Genomic DNA, 13,933 nt, shown 5'->3' with positions numbered 1-13,933 from the left:
GCCGCCCGGGGAGCGCGGGCGAGGTCACCAGGGCGTGCGGTAGCCGGTGGTCAGCTGCCGGCCCGGATGGCGCCACTTCGGCTCCTGGTCCACGGTGTGCTCCGTGACCGCCCGCAGTCTGCGGATCACCGCGCCGTACGCCCCGCTGGCCTTGCTGGACAATTTGGCACCGGGGGGCTCGTCCATGAACGGCATGAACTTGTCCGGGAAGCCGGGCATGGTGCAGGCGATGCAGATGCCGCCGACGTTGGGACAGCCGCCGATGCCGTTCATCCAGCCGCGCTTGGGGACGTTGCATTTGACGACGGGGCCCCAACAACCGAGCTTAACCAGGCAGGTGGGCGAGTCGTAGGTCTCGGCGAACTGGCCCTGCTCGTAGTAGCCGGCCCGGTCGCAGCCCTCGTGGACAGTGGCGCCGAACAACCAGGTCGGGCGCAGCTTGTCGTCCAGCGGGATCATCGGGGCGGAGCCTGCGGCCTGGTAGAGGAGGTAGGTGAGGGTCTCCGAGAAGTTGTCCGGCTGGATGGGACAGCCCGGCACGCACACGATCGGGATGCCGGCCTTCGAGGTCCAGTCCCAGCCCAGGTAGTCGGGCACGCCCATGGCGCCGGTGGGGTTGCCCTCCATCGCGTGGATGCCGCCGTACGTGGCGCACGTGCCGATCGCCACCACGGCGAGGGCCTTGGGCGCGAGACGGTCGATCCATTCGCTGGTGGTGATGGGTTGGCCGGTGTCCGGATCGGTACCGAAGCCGCACCAGTAGCCCTCCGGCTTGATCTTCTCGTTGGGGATCGAGCCTTCGACGACCAGGACGAAGGGGTCGATCTCGCCTCGCTCCCCCTTGAAGAACCATTCGATGAACGTGTCGGCGCCGCCGACCGGTCCGCACTCGAAATCGATCAGTGGCCAATGCACGGCGATCTTGGGCAGGCCCGGAAGCACGCCCATGACGATCTCTTCGATGCTGGGCTGCATCGCTGCCGTCAGGGACACCGAGTCGCCGTCGCAGCTCAGTCCGGCGTTGATCCAGAGGATGTGGATCGGGGGGTCCTCTACCGTGCTCGGCGTTGCTGCATCCATGAGGATCGCTCCTTGGGGAGGGATGCGGGGAGGGGGGTGGGGCTGGGGACGGGGACGACGTACGGGCAGGTGCTCCCGCGCCGGCCCCACCCTTCTTGCTAGCAGGCGACCGGGCCCGGTGCCCTGTCCTGTACGGCCGGTCCAGTGACACCGGACCGGCGGGAGGGCAGGGGCGCGGTGTGCCGTCCGGGTACGCTCCGCTCCAGGTGCGGCGGGGTGCGGTCGGGGGGCTCTTTGCGCACGAAGGCGCGGCGCAGCGCGTGGTAGGGGGCCTGCGGGTCGAAGAAGGTCTCGCGCATCCGTGCCAGCTCCGCCTCCCGGTAGGTGGCGAGCGGCTTGACCGCTTCGTCCACCTCGCGCCGGGTCTTCTTCCCGACGATGCGGGACTGGGCGGCGGGCGAGTGTGCGAGCCGGACCGCGAGCCGGGCGGTCTCCTGCGCGAAGGCCTGTGGAGCGGAGTCGATCGTACGGTCGGCCAGCCCGAGCCTGCGGGCGGTTTCGGCGCTGATCGGCAGGGCCTCGCTGATGAGGCGGTCCGCGACGCCGGTGCCCGTCCGGCGGGGCAGGGTGTAGGTCCAGAATTCCGAGCCGTACAGGCCCATCAGCCGGTAGTGCGGATTGAGCACCGCGCCGGTGCGGCACCAGACCTCGTCGGCCGCGAGGGCGAGCATGGCCCCGCCGGCGGCGGCGTTTCCGCCGAGGGCGGCCACGACGAGCCGGTCGGTGGTGGTCAGGACGGCCTCCACCAGGTCGTCCATGGCGTTGATGTTGGCCCAGGATTCGACGGCCGGATCGGCGGCGGCCTCGATGACGCCCAGGTGGATGCCGTTGGAGAAGAAGTCGCGGCCACCGCCGAGGACGAGGACGGAGGTGGGGCGGGAGCAGGCCTCCCGGTAGGCGGCGAGCAGCCGCCGGCACTGCGCGGTGCTCATCGCGCCGCCGGGGAAGGCGAACGACAGGAAGCCGGCCCCGCCCTGTTCCCGGTAGCTGATGTCGGACCAGGTGCGCGGGCCGGTGTCGGCGTACGGCGGCGCGGGGACCTCGGGAAGCGGCGGCAGCCGGTCACCCAAGGCCAGTGCGGCGGGGAGCTTCACGGGGGCCGGCCATCCCGGCGTGCGCCGGGCCCGCAGCTCGGGGATCCACACGGCTCCGTCGACCGTCGCCCGGCAGATCGCGCCCGCCCTGGTGGCCAGCAGCTCTCCGGGGCGGCCGCGCAGCAGGTCCTCCGGGTGACCGCCGTGCAGGTACCACTGGCCGCCCAGCAGCTCGTCGAGGACGCCGGGCTGGGAGTCGGCGGCGCGCAGGGTGCGGACGACGCGCTGCATGGAGTCGTTGTCCCAGTCGATCCGACGCAGTTCCTGGCGCAGGTACGGCCGGGTGCGTCCGGACAGTTGCGCCTGGGGGACGAAGGTGGCGCGGGCGAAGCGGTCGACGGCCGTCAGGACGGCGGACAGGGCGGCGTCGGCGATCTCGCCCCGGTACGCGTCGCTCTTGGCGACGGGCGGCAGCGGGCATTCCACGGTGGCCCAGACGTCGCCGGCGTCCATCTCCTCGGCGGCCTGCATGACGGTGACGCCCCATCGGGTCGCGTCCTCGGTGATCGCCCAGTCGAGCGAGGAGGGACCCCGGTCGCCCACGGGGCCGGGGTGGACGATCAGACAGGTGTGGGCGGACCAGACCTCGTGTGGAATGGGCGTCTTGAGCATCGGCGCGAGCACGAGGTCCGGCCGGTGGCGGTCCACGGCCTCGACGAGGGAGGTTCCGGGCAGGGCGAGCTCGACCGACACGCTGTGCCCGCGGTCCCTCAACTCGGCGTGCACACGCTGGGTGAGACTGTTGAACGCGCTGACGACGAGCAGGATGTGCACGTGAACTCCCAAGCGTCCGGTTCCCCGGCAATCGGCGACCGGAACAGGTACGGCCGCTGGAGATCGTCGGCCACGGGGGTGCGCAGTTCGGCGAGGCCTACGGGGGTGTCACTCGGAAGGGAGCGCCCGGGCCGCCACCTGGTGGATACGCCGCGAGGGCCCGGCGGTGGTGCACCGCCGGGCCCGGTGGATCAGCGGACGTCGCCCAGTCGATCTCGCGCGCCTCTGCGCGCCTTCGTGCGGTGCCGTGCGCCGGGGGCCTGGTCTGTCAGCAGCCGGGGGCGCCGGTGCCGCCGCGCTGGGGAAGGCTCAGGTTGGGGGCGGAACTCGGCCAGGTGAGAGTGATCGTCTTCGTCGTCCCGTCCGGGTTGAACTGGACGATGGGGGCGGGCTTGCCGACGGGGTTCCCGTCGGCGCCGAACGAGAGCCAGCCGCTCGCTCCCGGAAGCATCTGCGCGCAGTAGAACTGGTGCAGGATGCCGGTCTCCAGGCCGGGGTTCTTCAGGCCCGCCTCGTCGTGCCGTGCCGCGCTGATCGCCGCCACGGCCGCGTCGTGCGTGAGCATCGCCTGCCCGCTGGCGAGGTCCGCGGGATCGAAGGCCAACGGTGCCGCGCCGGCCTGGGTGGTGGCCAGGGGCTGCTTCGTGCACGGATCGGGCCGCCCGGTGAAGGCCGACCAGAACTGGTCGTAGTTGCGCTTGGCGTCCGACCCGGGGCATTCGGTCCCCCACTCGTCGGGGCTGGCCAGGGCCGTGTACGCCACCGTGACCCGGCCGGAGGCCACGCCCTTGAGGACCGCATCGTCACGGATGGCCTCCGAGGCGTCGTCCCCGACCAGGATGCGCAGTTGCGGGATGCCGCAGGGTGCGCCCTGCACCCAGTTCTGGACGAAGGCCCCGAGGTCGCGGCCCCGGCCGGCGAAGTACACGACGGAGGGTGCGGCCTGGCACAGGTTGGCATGCATCAGGTTGAACTGCTGGATCAGGTAATCCTGCCGGCCGGCGCCGCTCGGCAGGCTGCGGGGCGAGGTGTACGGCAGCACCGTCACCGTGCGGTCCGGCGCCTGGAAGCGGGTCTTGGCCTCCGCCGCCAGCGTGGCCGTGTAGTCGTCGTCGGCGACGCTGTCCGCCACCACCGCGAGCGAGGTCACCTCCGGGCGCAGTCCCGAGACGTACTGGTTCGCCGCGATCACGGAGTCGGAGTTGGTCGGCGAGACCCGGAACATGTCGGGGATCGGCCGCTTGCCCGTGGGGTCCGAGGGGTCCAGGTTCATCGAGTTGCCGGTGACCGTGGATCCGATGACGGGGAGGTGCAGTTGGGAGGAGAGGGCCGCGGCGGCCTGCCGGGTCTGCTCGGTGCTCTGGCCCAGGCCTATGACCGCCGAGATGTGCTCGGACGCGGCGTACTTCTTGACCCGGGCCACCGTCTCCTGCCAGGACGCGTACTGGCTGCCCATGTTGGCGAGGTAGAGCTTGACGCCGGGCGTGCTGCCGTACGCAGCCGTGTTGTTGGCCCGCCAGACGGCGGCTATGGCGCCCTCGATGTTGTGGTAGAGCGAGTCGTAGGTCAGCGTGTCCACGTCTTCGACGGGTGAGAAGTTCAGCATCAGCACCACGCTGGTGGAGTTCCCCTCGACCGCCTCGTTGGCGGTTCGGATCGTCTCCTCCAGCTTGCGCATCCGCGCGGGTTCGTCCTTGGTGAAGGACGTGCTGTCGAGGTTCACGCCGACGCACGCCAGGGGCGAGCCGGCAGCGGTCATCCCGGACCCGCACGGCAGGGCGGGCGGGAACAGGACGCGGTAGCCCCAGGCGCCGCCGAACACGACACCGGCCAGGACGAGGAGGGCGACGGTCAACGACAGCACCGGATGGCGGCGCAGCCGGCCGAGTCGGGGGTTGCGTACACCTGCGGGCATGAGGACTCCTTGCGGTGCGCCCGGCCACGCCGCCGGCGTGGCGCGGAGGTGTCAGGCGAAGAGCGCGCCCGCCTGCTGGAGGGCGCTGACGTCGAGCAGACGGGAGTTGTGCGAGAGCCGTTCGAAGCCCTCTTCGATCTGGGCGTCCCAGCGCCGGCTGCGCTCGGTGAGCGGATCGTTGTACAGCCACAGCAAGGCCAGGAGTTTGGCCGTGGCCACCGCCACGACGTCCCGGCCGGTCCGCTCGATCCCGGAGAGGAGGAGTGCGTACGCCTGCTGGGCGGACTGCTCGTGGACCAGGCGGCAGGGCGCCGACGCCAGGTAGTCCAGGAGGCGCACCCACTCCCGGTGGTCCCGGTCGAACCGGTTGGCCAGCGCCTCGGCCACGGGGACGAACCGGCCCAGGGACAGGGCGTAGAACAGCTGCTGTTCCTCGCGTCCGACGCCCGAGCCGTCGTGTGTGGCCGCCAGCGAGGCCAGGGCCCGGGCCTGGTGGCCGAACACCTCCTGCCACGGGTCGGCGGGCTGCTCGCCTTCCGGGTCGGCGTCGGCCGCCGTGGCAACGGGAGCGGCGGCGGAGAGGGCAGTGAGCGCACAGCGGCTCAGCCAGGGGTGCAGTACCGGTGGGCGGTCCGCCTCGCCCCAGCCGACCTCGCGGATCCGCGAGGGGCGGTGGAAGAAGGTACTGACCCACAGGTTGCGGCGTAACAGCTCCAGGCTGCGCGGCAGATCCGCTATCTCCGGCGGTACGCGGGGGTCGTCGGCCGTGCGGACGTCCGCGAGGTACGCCGCCGCCAGGAGGACCGGCGGCGGCGCACCGGTCCACTGCGGCTCGGGCGCGGCGAGCCCTTCGGGAAGGCTGGTCTCCAGGGCGCGCGACCACAGCGGTCTGCCGCTCGCGTCGAGGGCGGCGGGCAGGGGTCTCTCCCGTACGAGGGTGTCGGCGTCCGGCGGTGCGCTCTCGCGCTGGTCCTGCAGGACGGTGGTGGCGCCCCAGTGGCCTCCGGTGAGCGCGTGGACGACGGACGCCGGGACGGGTGCCGCCAGGGACGTCCCGTCGTCGGTCACGTACGAGGCGCGCTCCTCGGACATCGGATCGAGCCACACGGGGTACCAGTAGTGGGCCGCCGAGATGGGATCCGGTCCGGGGCCGCCCTCGTCCTGCCGGGTCCACAGCGCCCGGGTGGCCCGGGAGAGGAGGGGGACGCGGCGCTGCGGGGTGTCCGGCAGCGGCGTGGTGCGCCAGGGCTCGCACCAGCGGGTGGTCCAGTCGGGCTGCCACTGGTCACAGGCGGCGAGGACGACGAGGGGATCCGCGGCGGCTCCCGTGCCCGGCTCGTGCTGCTCGTTGCGCAGGCGCGCCGCGATGAGTGCGGTGAGGAAGCGCCGACCGGCCGGGGTCTGGGCGCCGTCCACGAAGAGGACCCACGCGTGGTCGTGCCGGGCGCGTCCGGCACGGTCCGGCGGCAGTTCGCACGAACACGACGAGCGCAGCGCCGGATGCCGTTCCGCCTGGTCCTTGGCGTCGGCGAGGAAGGCCGCCAGCAGCGGTCCCACCGCCGCCGACCGCGAGGCGGAGCTGAGTCTGATCAGCGCGTCCAGGGAGCCGGCGGCCTCCGCCTCCGGGATGCTGACGTGCCAGCGCAGCGCGTCGCGCAGGCCCCACCGGGCGGTGCTCTGGAGCAGCGATCCGATCACAGGTCGGGCCCGGTCCCGCACGGCGGTGACCACTTCGCGTGCTTGTCCCTGCACCAGGGGGCTGAGCGCGCCGGTCGCCACGACGTCCATCGTGACGTCCACCGCCTCTTCCAGCCGGGTGGCGAACCTGCCGCGCCGCGTGTTGCGGGTGTACTGGTGGATCAGTCCCCTGATCTGGTCCGTCGCGCGGGAGCGGTCCGACTCCAGGTTCTCGTTGAGCGCCAGCAGACCGAGGGCGAACCGGTGGAAGACGGGGCTGCGGCGCAACGTGTCCCACCCGCGCATCATCTGGAAGGCCGCCAGCGCGGCGGCGGACACCGGATCGAGCGGCGTCTCGTGGAAGTCGAGGTGGGCGTGGACCACGGTGGAACCGCACCCCTGGGACAGGGAGCGGAGCATGGTGGTCTTGCCCGACTGGCGGGGACCGAGCAACGCCACCACGGGCTGCCGCTGGTCCGGATACCGCCAGATCATGTGCCGAAGAAAAGCGTCGGTCCCCTCCGCATGGCCGAGCTCCGCCGTTGCGCTCACCGTTCCCCCCGCCCCCGAACCGAATTGCGACGCACGCGCCGACGACACGGAAGGTAACACCGGGGGGACGTGGAGCGACGGCGAAAGCTGCGGATCCCCTTCTCGGGTTTCCGGGATGCGCCGGATGCCGGGGACGGGAGCGGGGACGGGGACGGCCGGACCGGCGGGCACGGCCGGGGAGCCGGTCTCCAACGGATCTTCAACGGATATTCTGCATCCGCGCTGGCGAGCAGCCAGATGGCCTGGAAGCCTACGAGATGGAGCCCCGATGGACGTGCAGCACTTCGAGCGGATCACCGCATTCATCGAGGCGCGGCTGACCCCGCTGTTCGACGAGGCGACCGGCAGCGAGCACGGCTTCGCAATGGACGACACCTCCCGCGCCCTGCGCGCGCTGCGCAACGCGGTGCTGGAGGCGTCTGCGGTCAAGGGACTCCTGGAGAAGCGGGCGACGGCGGAGCCGGCGCTGTGCCGGGTCATCGACCAGTCGGTGGAGCACCACTGGGACGTGCTGCGCGGCATCGCCCGCCAGTGGGAGGACCACGGCGACTTCCGCCGGGAGTTCAAGCGCCACGCGTGGGAGCTCGACGGGGCCCTGGTCACCCCGGCCGGCACGGAGGGCTGAGCCCGCGGGGTTGTCGGCCGCCGGGCGGGGCGGCATCCGGCGCGGTTCCACCGCCCCCGGGTGACAATGGGGTGTGCACCGGCTGTCGAGCCGGCAGGAGACGACGATGAACGGGTCTGTCCCGATCGGACGCATTGTCGGGGTACCGCTGCGCATGCACTGGAGCGTGCCGCTGCTGGTGGTGCTGTTCGCGTACGGACTCGGCCGCCAGACCCTCCCCGCGTGGACCCCGGGACGCTCGAACACCGTGTACACCCTCGCCAGTGTCGTGGGGGCCCTGCTGCTCATGGGCAGCCTGCTGCTCCACGAGACGGCCCATGCGGCGACCGCCCGCCGGAAGAAGATCTCCGTCGAGGACGTCACCCTCTGGGCGCTGGGCGGCATGACGCGGATGGGCCGCCCGCAGACCGCCGCGGCGGCCTTCGCGGTGGCGGTCAGCGGGCCCCTGACCAGCCTGCTGATCGGGGGCGCCGCGCTCGGGGCCGGGATCGGCCTGCACTCGTTGCTCGGTTGGTCCGTACCCGCAGCCGTCCTGGTGTGGCTCGGCTGGACCAACCTGTTCCTCGGCGTGTTCAACCTGCTGCCGGCCGCGCCGCTCGACGGCGGGCGGGTCCTCCAGGCGGCTCTGTGGTGGCGTACGGGTGACCAGGAGCGGGCGGAACGGGCGGCCTCCCGCAGCGGGCAGGTCATGGGCATGCTGCTGGCGGCCGTGGGCTGGATCTCCTTCCTGCGCGGGGTGCCCGGTGGGCTGTGGCTCGTCGTCATCGGGCTCTTCATCACGGTCGTGGCGGGCGCGGAGCGCCAGCACGCCGTACTGCGCTCGGCCCTGCGGGGCATGCGCGTGGCCGATGCCATGTCCAGCCCCGTCACCACCGGTGCCGACTGGCTGAGCGTACGGCGCTTCATCGACGAGGTGGCCGTGCGATCCCGGCACTCCGCGATCCCGCTGCTCGATCTCGAAGGCCGTCCCAGCGGAGTGGTGCACCTGCGCCGGCTGGCGATCCCGGAGTCCCAGCGCGAGGCCGTGCGCGTACGCGAGGTGGCGACCCCGATGGCCCAGTGCGCGGTCGCCGCTCCGGACGATCTGCTGAGCGAAGCCCTGGAGAAACTGCGCCCCGGGGTCGGCCTACCGATCCTGGCGTTGGACGAGGGCCGACTGGTGGGGATCGTCACGGCGAAGGACGTCACCCGGCTGGTGCAGCGGCAGGCGCTGGGCGGCGGTCAGGATGCTGGAGCCGGATGAGCCGGACGCCCCTGCGGGAGGACGCCTGCGGGCGCTCCGAGGGCAGCCGCGCTGGGGCCGCGGGACAATGGGGGTGCGATGACGTACGTAGCCGTGAGCGCCCTGAGCCATGCGGGGCTGGTACGCGACCACAACGAGGACAGCCTCGTCGTCGGGCCGTGGACGCTGTGCGCCGGCGTGACCCGTAATCCGCAGACGTTCGTGTTCCCGCACGGCAGCCCGCTCGTCGTCGCGGTCGCCGACGGGATCGGCGGGCAGCCGGCCGGCGAGGTGGCCAGTGCGCTGGTCGTGCGCCAACTCGCGCTGCTCGGGCCTTCCCTGGACAGCGAGGGGGCGGTACGCGAGGCGCTCGCCCTCTGCAACCGCGCGGTGTACGCAGCCGCCGGCAGCGATCCGCAACTGACCGCCATGGGCACCACGGTCGCGGGCGCCGTCATCCTGGAGGAGTCGCTCATCTCCTTCAACGTCGGCGACAGCAGGGTGCTGGACGTCACGGACGCCGAACTGCGGCAGGTGAGCGTGGACGATAACCCTCCGCTGGAGCCGGGGCAGCGCACCACGTCCCTACTCACCCAGGCACTCGGCGGCGCCCGCCGGCCCGGCACGATCACGCCTCACGTCTCGACGGAGCCGCTGCCTGCCGGAGCCCGCTACCTGATCTGCTCGGACGGGCTGACCGACCCGGTACCGCCCGAGGACCTCGACGAGCTGCTGCGGGTGCACGACGACGGCAAGGCGGCGTTCGAGCTGTGGAGGGCCGCCATCGAGGCGGGGGGCCCTGACAACATCACGCTCGCGCTGGTGCGCATCGGCGCATGACCACGCCTGCCGACGCGGGACACCCGCCCGCCCGGGCCGAACATCCGGTGACCGTATGTGACCGACTATGGCGGGGCGGCCGGGTCGCTACGGCCGACGGCGGGGTTTGCCGCCCTTGCCGCCCTTGCCTCCCTTGGCGCCGCCCGAGCCGCCGCGCAGGTTCTTGCCGCCCGTCTTTCCCGCCGCGGGACCCCGCCCGGCGCCGGCCGTCTCGGGGCGTTTGCGCTGTTTCGGCTGCGGCGGGGTCTGGGGGCGACCACGGGTGCTGTTGACGGTCCGGCCGCGCACGATCCCGATGAACTCTTCCACCAGGTCCGTGGGTTCGCCGTCCAGGAACGACAGGGCGACCCGCGACTCGGGGGCGTCCGTGACCGTCCGGTAGGTGAGGTCCTTGCGGTGGTGCAGGCGGGCGAGGGACTGGGGGACGACCAGTACGCCGATCCCCGCCGCGACCAGTTCGATCGCGTCCGCCGTCGTGGCGGGGCGCTCGATCGCGGGCCGCCCGGGCAGGCCCTCCCAGTCCAGGGTGTCGTCGAGGGGGTGCAGCACGATCTCGTCGGCAAGGTCTGCGGTGGACACCTCATCGACGCTCGCCACGACGTGGTCCTTCGGGACCACGACCACGGTGGTCTCGGTGTAGAGCGGGATAGCGGCCAGGCCCGTCCGGTCGATGGGTAGCCGCACGAAACCCGCGTCGGCGCCACTGCCCCGCAGTACGTCGGGGGCTTCGGCGGCGGACACCTGGAGGAGGGTCAGCGGGATGTCGGGCAGGCGCTCGTTCCAGATCCGCACCCACTTGCTGGGCGTCACTCCCGGGACGTACGCGAGCCGGAACGAAGGAGATGCTTCCGAGCCTGTCACCCGGCCAGATTACCGGCCGTGGTCAGAAGTAGCGCACACGCTCGATACCCTTGACCCCATGACGTCGCACAAGACCACCCAGACCATGAAGCCCGCCACCGCGGCGAAGAAGCTGGGTGTGTACCTCGAAGCCACCCCCGCTGAGTTCCAGGAGGGGGTCGTGACCCGCAGCGAGCTGAACGCGCTGCAGGCCGAGCCGCCCCAGTGGCTGCAGGAACTGCGACGCAACGGCCCGCACCCCCGGCCGGTGGTCGCGGCCAAGCTCGGCGTCTCGATCGCCGGCCTCGCCCGCGGCGGGGTCACCGAAGCCCTCACCACGGAGCAGATCGACGCACTGAAGCAGGAAAACCCCGAGTGGCTCCAGAAGGAACGCGCCACCCAGGCCGAGGTCCGCAAGGAAGCGGTCCGCATCAAGGAGAAGCACGCGGAGCGCGCCGAGCGCCTCCAGCAGTCCGGCTCCTGACCGCCGTGCGCCCAGGGCGCCCGAAGTGCCCCATCCCGAGCCATTCAGGTAGAGATCGCCGGAATGCGGGCGGCGCGCCCCGGGCATAGCTGCGGAGTGATCTCGCAACTCCTCGCAAAGTTCCGGCGCACCAGCGCACCCGTCTTCTCGGCCGACTTCGGCTCGACCTCCCAATGGGTGGCCGGACGGTCTTGGGCCTATCCCAACGGTGGTCCGGTCAATCCGGGCGACAACAAACTCGATTACCTGGTCAGCGACCCCGCCTACAGCAGGAGCGGGACCTTCCGTGCCACCCGACGGACGGACGAGAACTGGGACACCGGACTGCTGACCACCGAAGGCAGTGACGAGGGCTTCCAGCTGCGCGCGGAAGACGTGCTCGAAGCACGGGTCAAGCTGCCGGAGGCGGTCGGTGCCTGGCCGGCGATCTGGACCTGGCGGGACGGCGGCCAGGAAGTCGACGTCTTCGAGTACCACCCCGACAACCCGGACCTGTTGGAACTCTCCAACCACGTACGCCGCGGGGGGTCGTACTACTTCCGCGACCCCGCCGTGCAGCCCGGCGGGTGGGTCGACCTCAAGGTCAAGTTCGGCGCGACTTCGGTCGTCTGGTGGGTCAACGGCACCAGTGTGTTCGCCGACCGCAGCGGGGTGGGGCGGCGCTGGCGGGCGTACATCATCGTGAACCTGTCCGTGTGCGCCGGCCGCTACCACCCCGCTCCCGACCCGGCCGTGTCCGAGATGTCGTACGAGGTCTCGGACCTCCGCGTGTACCGCTCCTAGTGGCGGGCCGTAGCGGCGACCGGAGCGGACGGTCCGCTCGTCACCCCGTAGCCCACGACCGGGCCGACCGCGTCCACCCGTACCGGCTGTCGGTGCGGAGCGGAGGCGCCGCGGCCCGTGAGCCCCGGGCGCGGGCCGCCCCGCCCGGCCACCTGCGCCCGGCTACCCGTGCCCGACCGCCTCCTCCAACCGCTGCTCCAGACGCCGGTAGTTCCGCTCCCCGACGGCGCGCCACCGCACGCGGGGCGCGAGCGGAACACGGGCCATGATCAGGACCTGTTCCCCCGGCTCCGCCTCTTTCAGGATCATTCCGAGGACGGTGAGCAGCTTCCTTCCGGGGACCGCAGCGGCAGCAGCGGCCCCGGCCGCGGCGCCGATCCCGTCCCACTCCGCCCGGGACACCACTGCGGGGACGAGCGGCAGCACCTCGCGCTCTTCCACGTCGAAGTGCTCCTCGACGGCCCGTGACACCTGGTCGAACGCGGTGGCCAGCTCCTCCGCGTGGGCACTCGCACCGGCGGCTGCCCACGGCCCGATGAGGGCGCCGGCCCGTCCCAGGAGGGCCGACAGCTCCGCGTGCCGGCCCCACATCCGCTTCCACAGCTCGCCGTGCTCCGGCAGGCGCTCGGCCAGCTCGGGCCACAGCAGCGCGTCCTCGCCCCTGTAGTGTTGGTGCAGGGTGTCCAGCAGCAGCGCCAGCCGGTCGGCGACCAGCCTGACCTGTGCGCGGCTCCCGTGCCGCACCCCGCGCACCCGGCCCGCTGCGGCCCGGAACTCGCGCCGCAGCATCCGGTGGACCATCACCACCTCATGCGTGGTGGTCGGCATTCCCTGGTTCTCCATCGGCCAAGACCCCCGTCCTGGTGGGTGTTCCGGGTTCCAGCGTGACCGCCCGTCGGCCGGCTCCACCAGGGGCGCACGGCGGCGCTCCAGCGCCCTCGGGGCGTATCTCCAGTTCCAGGACCCCGAAGGCGATGCCGCCGAGGACGGCTTCGTCCAGTACCTCGCCCGCGGAGCGTACGGTCAGCAGATCGCCGAGCCCCTGATCGAAGACGAGCTCCGGAGGGACAGGCCTCGACGGCTGGGTGAAGGAGCGGCGCGTGTCTGCACGTTCGCATGCATCGCGGGACGGTGTCCCGGCGCCGAGGTGGCTGTGGCCCGATGGAAGCGGAATGGCAGGATGTCCACCGCGATCAGACCGAAACGAGATGCGCGTCTCATTCCACGGACCACCGATCCCCGCGGTCCGCGCCCTGTGTGCCGGGGGGACAATGGGCGCCATGCGTATTCGAGCCGTGCACATCGATGAACTGCCCGTGCTCCAGGCCATCGAAAGGGCGGCCGGGGAATGCTTCCGCGGCATCGGCATGCCGGAGATCGCCGACGACGAACCGCTGCCGCTCCAGGAACTCGCCCGCTACCAGCGGGCCGGACTGGCCTGGGTCGCGGTGACCGAGGCCGACGCCCCCATGGCGTACCTCATCGCCGACCGCGTCGACGGCAACCTCCACGTGGAGCAGGTGTCGGTGCATCCGGACGGCGCGCGCCGCCGCATCGGCAGGTCCCTGCTGGAGCACCTGGCGGCGCTGGCCGCGAGCGACCGCGTCCCGGCCCTGACCCTCACCACCTTCGAGGGTGTCCCGTGGAACGCCCCGTACTACGCGCGCTGCGGTTTCGAGCGCCTCGCCGACGCGTCGCTCGGCCCCGGCCTCCGGGAGATCCGCGACCGGGAGGCGGAGCACGGCCTGGACCGCTGGCCGCGGGTGTGCATGCGGCGGGTCCTGTGACGTCCTGAACGCCAGCGGGCACGCCGGAGGGCCGTACACCGGTGCCGAACGCCGGCGCCGGCCACCCGGGGAGGGACGGGGGGAGGCCCGCGTCCTCCCGGACGGAGGCGAAGAGAGAGCGGAAGGTGTGCACGGCACGGGGCACCCTGCTCGACTTCTTCGCCGCCCAGAGGCGTTGAACCCGGCAGGCTTCGACGGCCTGATCACCTCGATCTACACGGGCCGCCAGGACGCGATCATGTCCTCGATCACTGACAACA

At 72.0% G+C, this 13,933-nt stretch carries 12 protein-coding genes and 1 pseudogene; 6 read left to right on the top strand and 7 right to left on the bottom strand.

The features are described from left to right. Nucleotides 1–24: 24 nt before the first annotated feature. From ABZZ20_RS33510 to ABZZ20_RS33495, 4 genes are all read right to left on the bottom strand, one after another. Nucleotides 25–1,080 (bottom strand): hydrogenase expression protein HypE, encoded by a 1,056-nt coding sequence (locus ABZZ20_RS33510; RefSeq protein ID WP_356876216.1) that lies wholly within the window; start codon nucleotides 1,078–1,080, stop codon nucleotides 25–27. A gap of 98 nt (nucleotides 1,081–1,178) precedes the next feature. After that, a complete protein-coding gene (locus ABZZ20_RS33505; protein ID WP_356876214.1) occupies nucleotides 1,179–2,948 on the bottom strand; it encodes an enoyl-CoA hydratase-related protein in 1,770 nt (589 codons plus the stop codon). Nucleotides 2,949–3,216: 268 nt separating this feature from the next. Beyond that, entirely contained in the window at nucleotides 3,217–4,863 is a 1,647-nt protein-coding gene (locus ABZZ20_RS33500; protein ID WP_356876212.1) for a hypothetical protein, read from the bottom strand. A 51-nt stretch (nucleotides 4,864–4,914) separates the two neighbouring features. Next, entirely contained in the window at nucleotides 4,915–7,035 is a 2,121-nt protein-coding gene (locus ABZZ20_RS33495) for a hypothetical protein (protein ID WP_356876210.1), read from the bottom strand. 325 nt (nucleotides 7,036–7,360) lie between these two features. Between ABZZ20_RS33495 and ABZZ20_RS33490 the strand changes: the two genes are divergently transcribed. The 3 genes from ABZZ20_RS33490 (at nucleotide 7,361) to ABZZ20_RS33480 (ending at nucleotide 9,779) form a co-directional block, all read left to right on the top strand. Then, the gene (locus ABZZ20_RS33490; protein WP_356876208.1) at nucleotides 7,361–7,717 is read left to right on the top strand and encodes a hypothetical protein; all 357 of its coding nucleotides are present in this window, start codon (nucleotides 7,361–7,363) and stop codon (nucleotides 7,715–7,717) included. A gap of 106 nt (nucleotides 7,718–7,823) precedes the next feature. Continuing rightward, a complete protein-coding gene (locus ABZZ20_RS33485) occupies nucleotides 7,824–8,960 on the top strand; it encodes a site-2 protease family protein (protein WP_356876206.1) in 1,137 nt (378 codons plus the stop codon). Nucleotides 8,961–9,038: 78 nt separating this feature from the next. Further along, a complete protein-coding gene (locus ABZZ20_RS33480; protein ID WP_356876204.1) occupies nucleotides 9,039–9,779 on the top strand; it encodes a PP2C family serine/threonine-protein phosphatase in 741 nt (246 codons plus the stop codon). Between the two features lie 87 nt (nucleotides 9,780–9,866). Here ABZZ20_RS33480 and ABZZ20_RS33475 read toward each other — a convergent pair whose 3' ends face one another. Beyond that, nucleotides 9,867–10,640: a LysR substrate-binding domain-containing protein gene (locus tag ABZZ20_RS33475; RefSeq protein ID WP_356876202.1), complete on the bottom strand. Its 774-nt coding sequence runs from the start codon at nucleotides 10,638–10,640 to the stop codon at nucleotides 9,867–9,869. Between the two features lie 58 nt (nucleotides 10,641–10,698). Here ABZZ20_RS33475 and ABZZ20_RS33470 point away from each other — a divergent pair, with 58 nt between their 5' ends. Together ABZZ20_RS33470 and ABZZ20_RS33465 are read left to right on the top strand one after the other, a co-directional pair. Next, on the top strand, nucleotides 10,699–11,103 hold the full coding sequence (locus ABZZ20_RS33470; RefSeq protein WP_356876200.1) for a DUF5997 family protein: 405 nt from the start codon (nucleotides 10,699–10,701) through the stop codon (nucleotides 11,101–11,103). Nucleotides 11,104–11,199: 96 nt separating this feature from the next. Beyond that, nucleotides 11,200–11,886 (top strand): beta-glucanase, encoded by a 687-nt coding sequence (locus ABZZ20_RS33465; RefSeq protein WP_356876198.1) that lies wholly within the window; start codon nucleotides 11,200–11,202, stop codon nucleotides 11,884–11,886. A gap of 162 nt (nucleotides 11,887–12,048) precedes the next feature. On the opposite strand, the gene ABZZ20_RS33460 is transcribed toward ABZZ20_RS33465, so the two are convergent. Beyond that, nucleotides 12,049–12,714: a hemerythrin domain-containing protein gene (locus ABZZ20_RS33460; RefSeq protein ID WP_356876196.1), complete on the bottom strand. Its 666-nt coding sequence runs from the start codon at nucleotides 12,712–12,714 to the stop codon at nucleotides 12,049–12,051. Nucleotides 12,715–12,832: 118 nt separating this feature from the next. After that, nucleotides 12,833–12,955 (bottom strand): annotated as a pseudogene (locus ABZZ20_RS33455) (carbonic anhydrase); the annotation flags it as partial. A 211-nt stretch (nucleotides 12,956–13,166) separates the two neighbouring features. Between ABZZ20_RS33455 and ABZZ20_RS33450 the strand changes: the two are divergent. Then, entirely contained in the window at nucleotides 13,167–13,673 is a 507-nt protein-coding gene (locus ABZZ20_RS33450) for a GNAT family N-acetyltransferase (protein ID WP_356876194.1), read from the top strand. Nucleotides 13,674–13,933 lie beyond the last annotated feature (260 nt).

Source organism: Streptomyces sp. NPDC006430, assembly GCF_040612395.1.
Classification (GTDB): Bacteria; Actinomycetota; Actinomycetes; order Streptomycetales; family Streptomycetaceae; genus Streptomyces.
Note: the sequence above shows the minus strand (reverse complement) of the source record. Positions and strands in the feature narration are given on the sequence as shown.

Bases quoted from the DNA above. Each gene is read 5' to 3' on its own strand.
- ABZZ20_RS33510 (WP_356876216.1), bottom strand. From the start codon at position 1,080: ATGGATGCAGCAACGCCGAGCACGGTAGAGGACCCCCCGATCCACATC.
- ABZZ20_RS33500 (WP_356876212.1), bottom strand. From the start codon at position 4,863: ATGCCCGCAGGTGTACGCAACCCCCGACTCGGCCGGCTGCGCCGCCAT.
- ABZZ20_RS33495 (WP_356876210.1), bottom strand. From the start codon at position 7,035: ATGATCTGGCGGTATCCGGACCAGCGGCAGCCCGTGGTGGCGTTGCTC.
- ABZZ20_RS33490 (WP_356876208.1), top strand. From the start codon at position 7,361: ATGGACGTGCAGCACTTCGAGCGGATCACCGCATTCATCGAGGCGCGG.
- ABZZ20_RS33485 (WP_356876206.1), top strand. From the start codon at position 7,824: ATGAACGGGTCTGTCCCGATCGGACGCATTGTCGGGGTACCGCTGCGC.
- ABZZ20_RS33480 (WP_356876204.1), top strand. From the start codon at position 9,039: ATGACGTACGTAGCCGTGAGCGCCCTGAGCCATGCGGGGCTGGTACGC.
- ABZZ20_RS33470 (WP_356876200.1), top strand. From the start codon at position 10,699: ATGACGTCGCACAAGACCACCCAGACCATGAAGCCCGCCACCGCGGCG.
- ABZZ20_RS33460 (WP_356876196.1), bottom strand. From the start codon at position 12,714: ATGCCGACCACCACGCATGAGGTGGTGATGGTCCACCGGATGCTGCGG.
- ABZZ20_RS33450 (WP_356876194.1), top strand. From the start codon at position 13,167: ATGCGTATTCGAGCCGTGCACATCGATGAACTGCCCGTGCTCCAGGCC.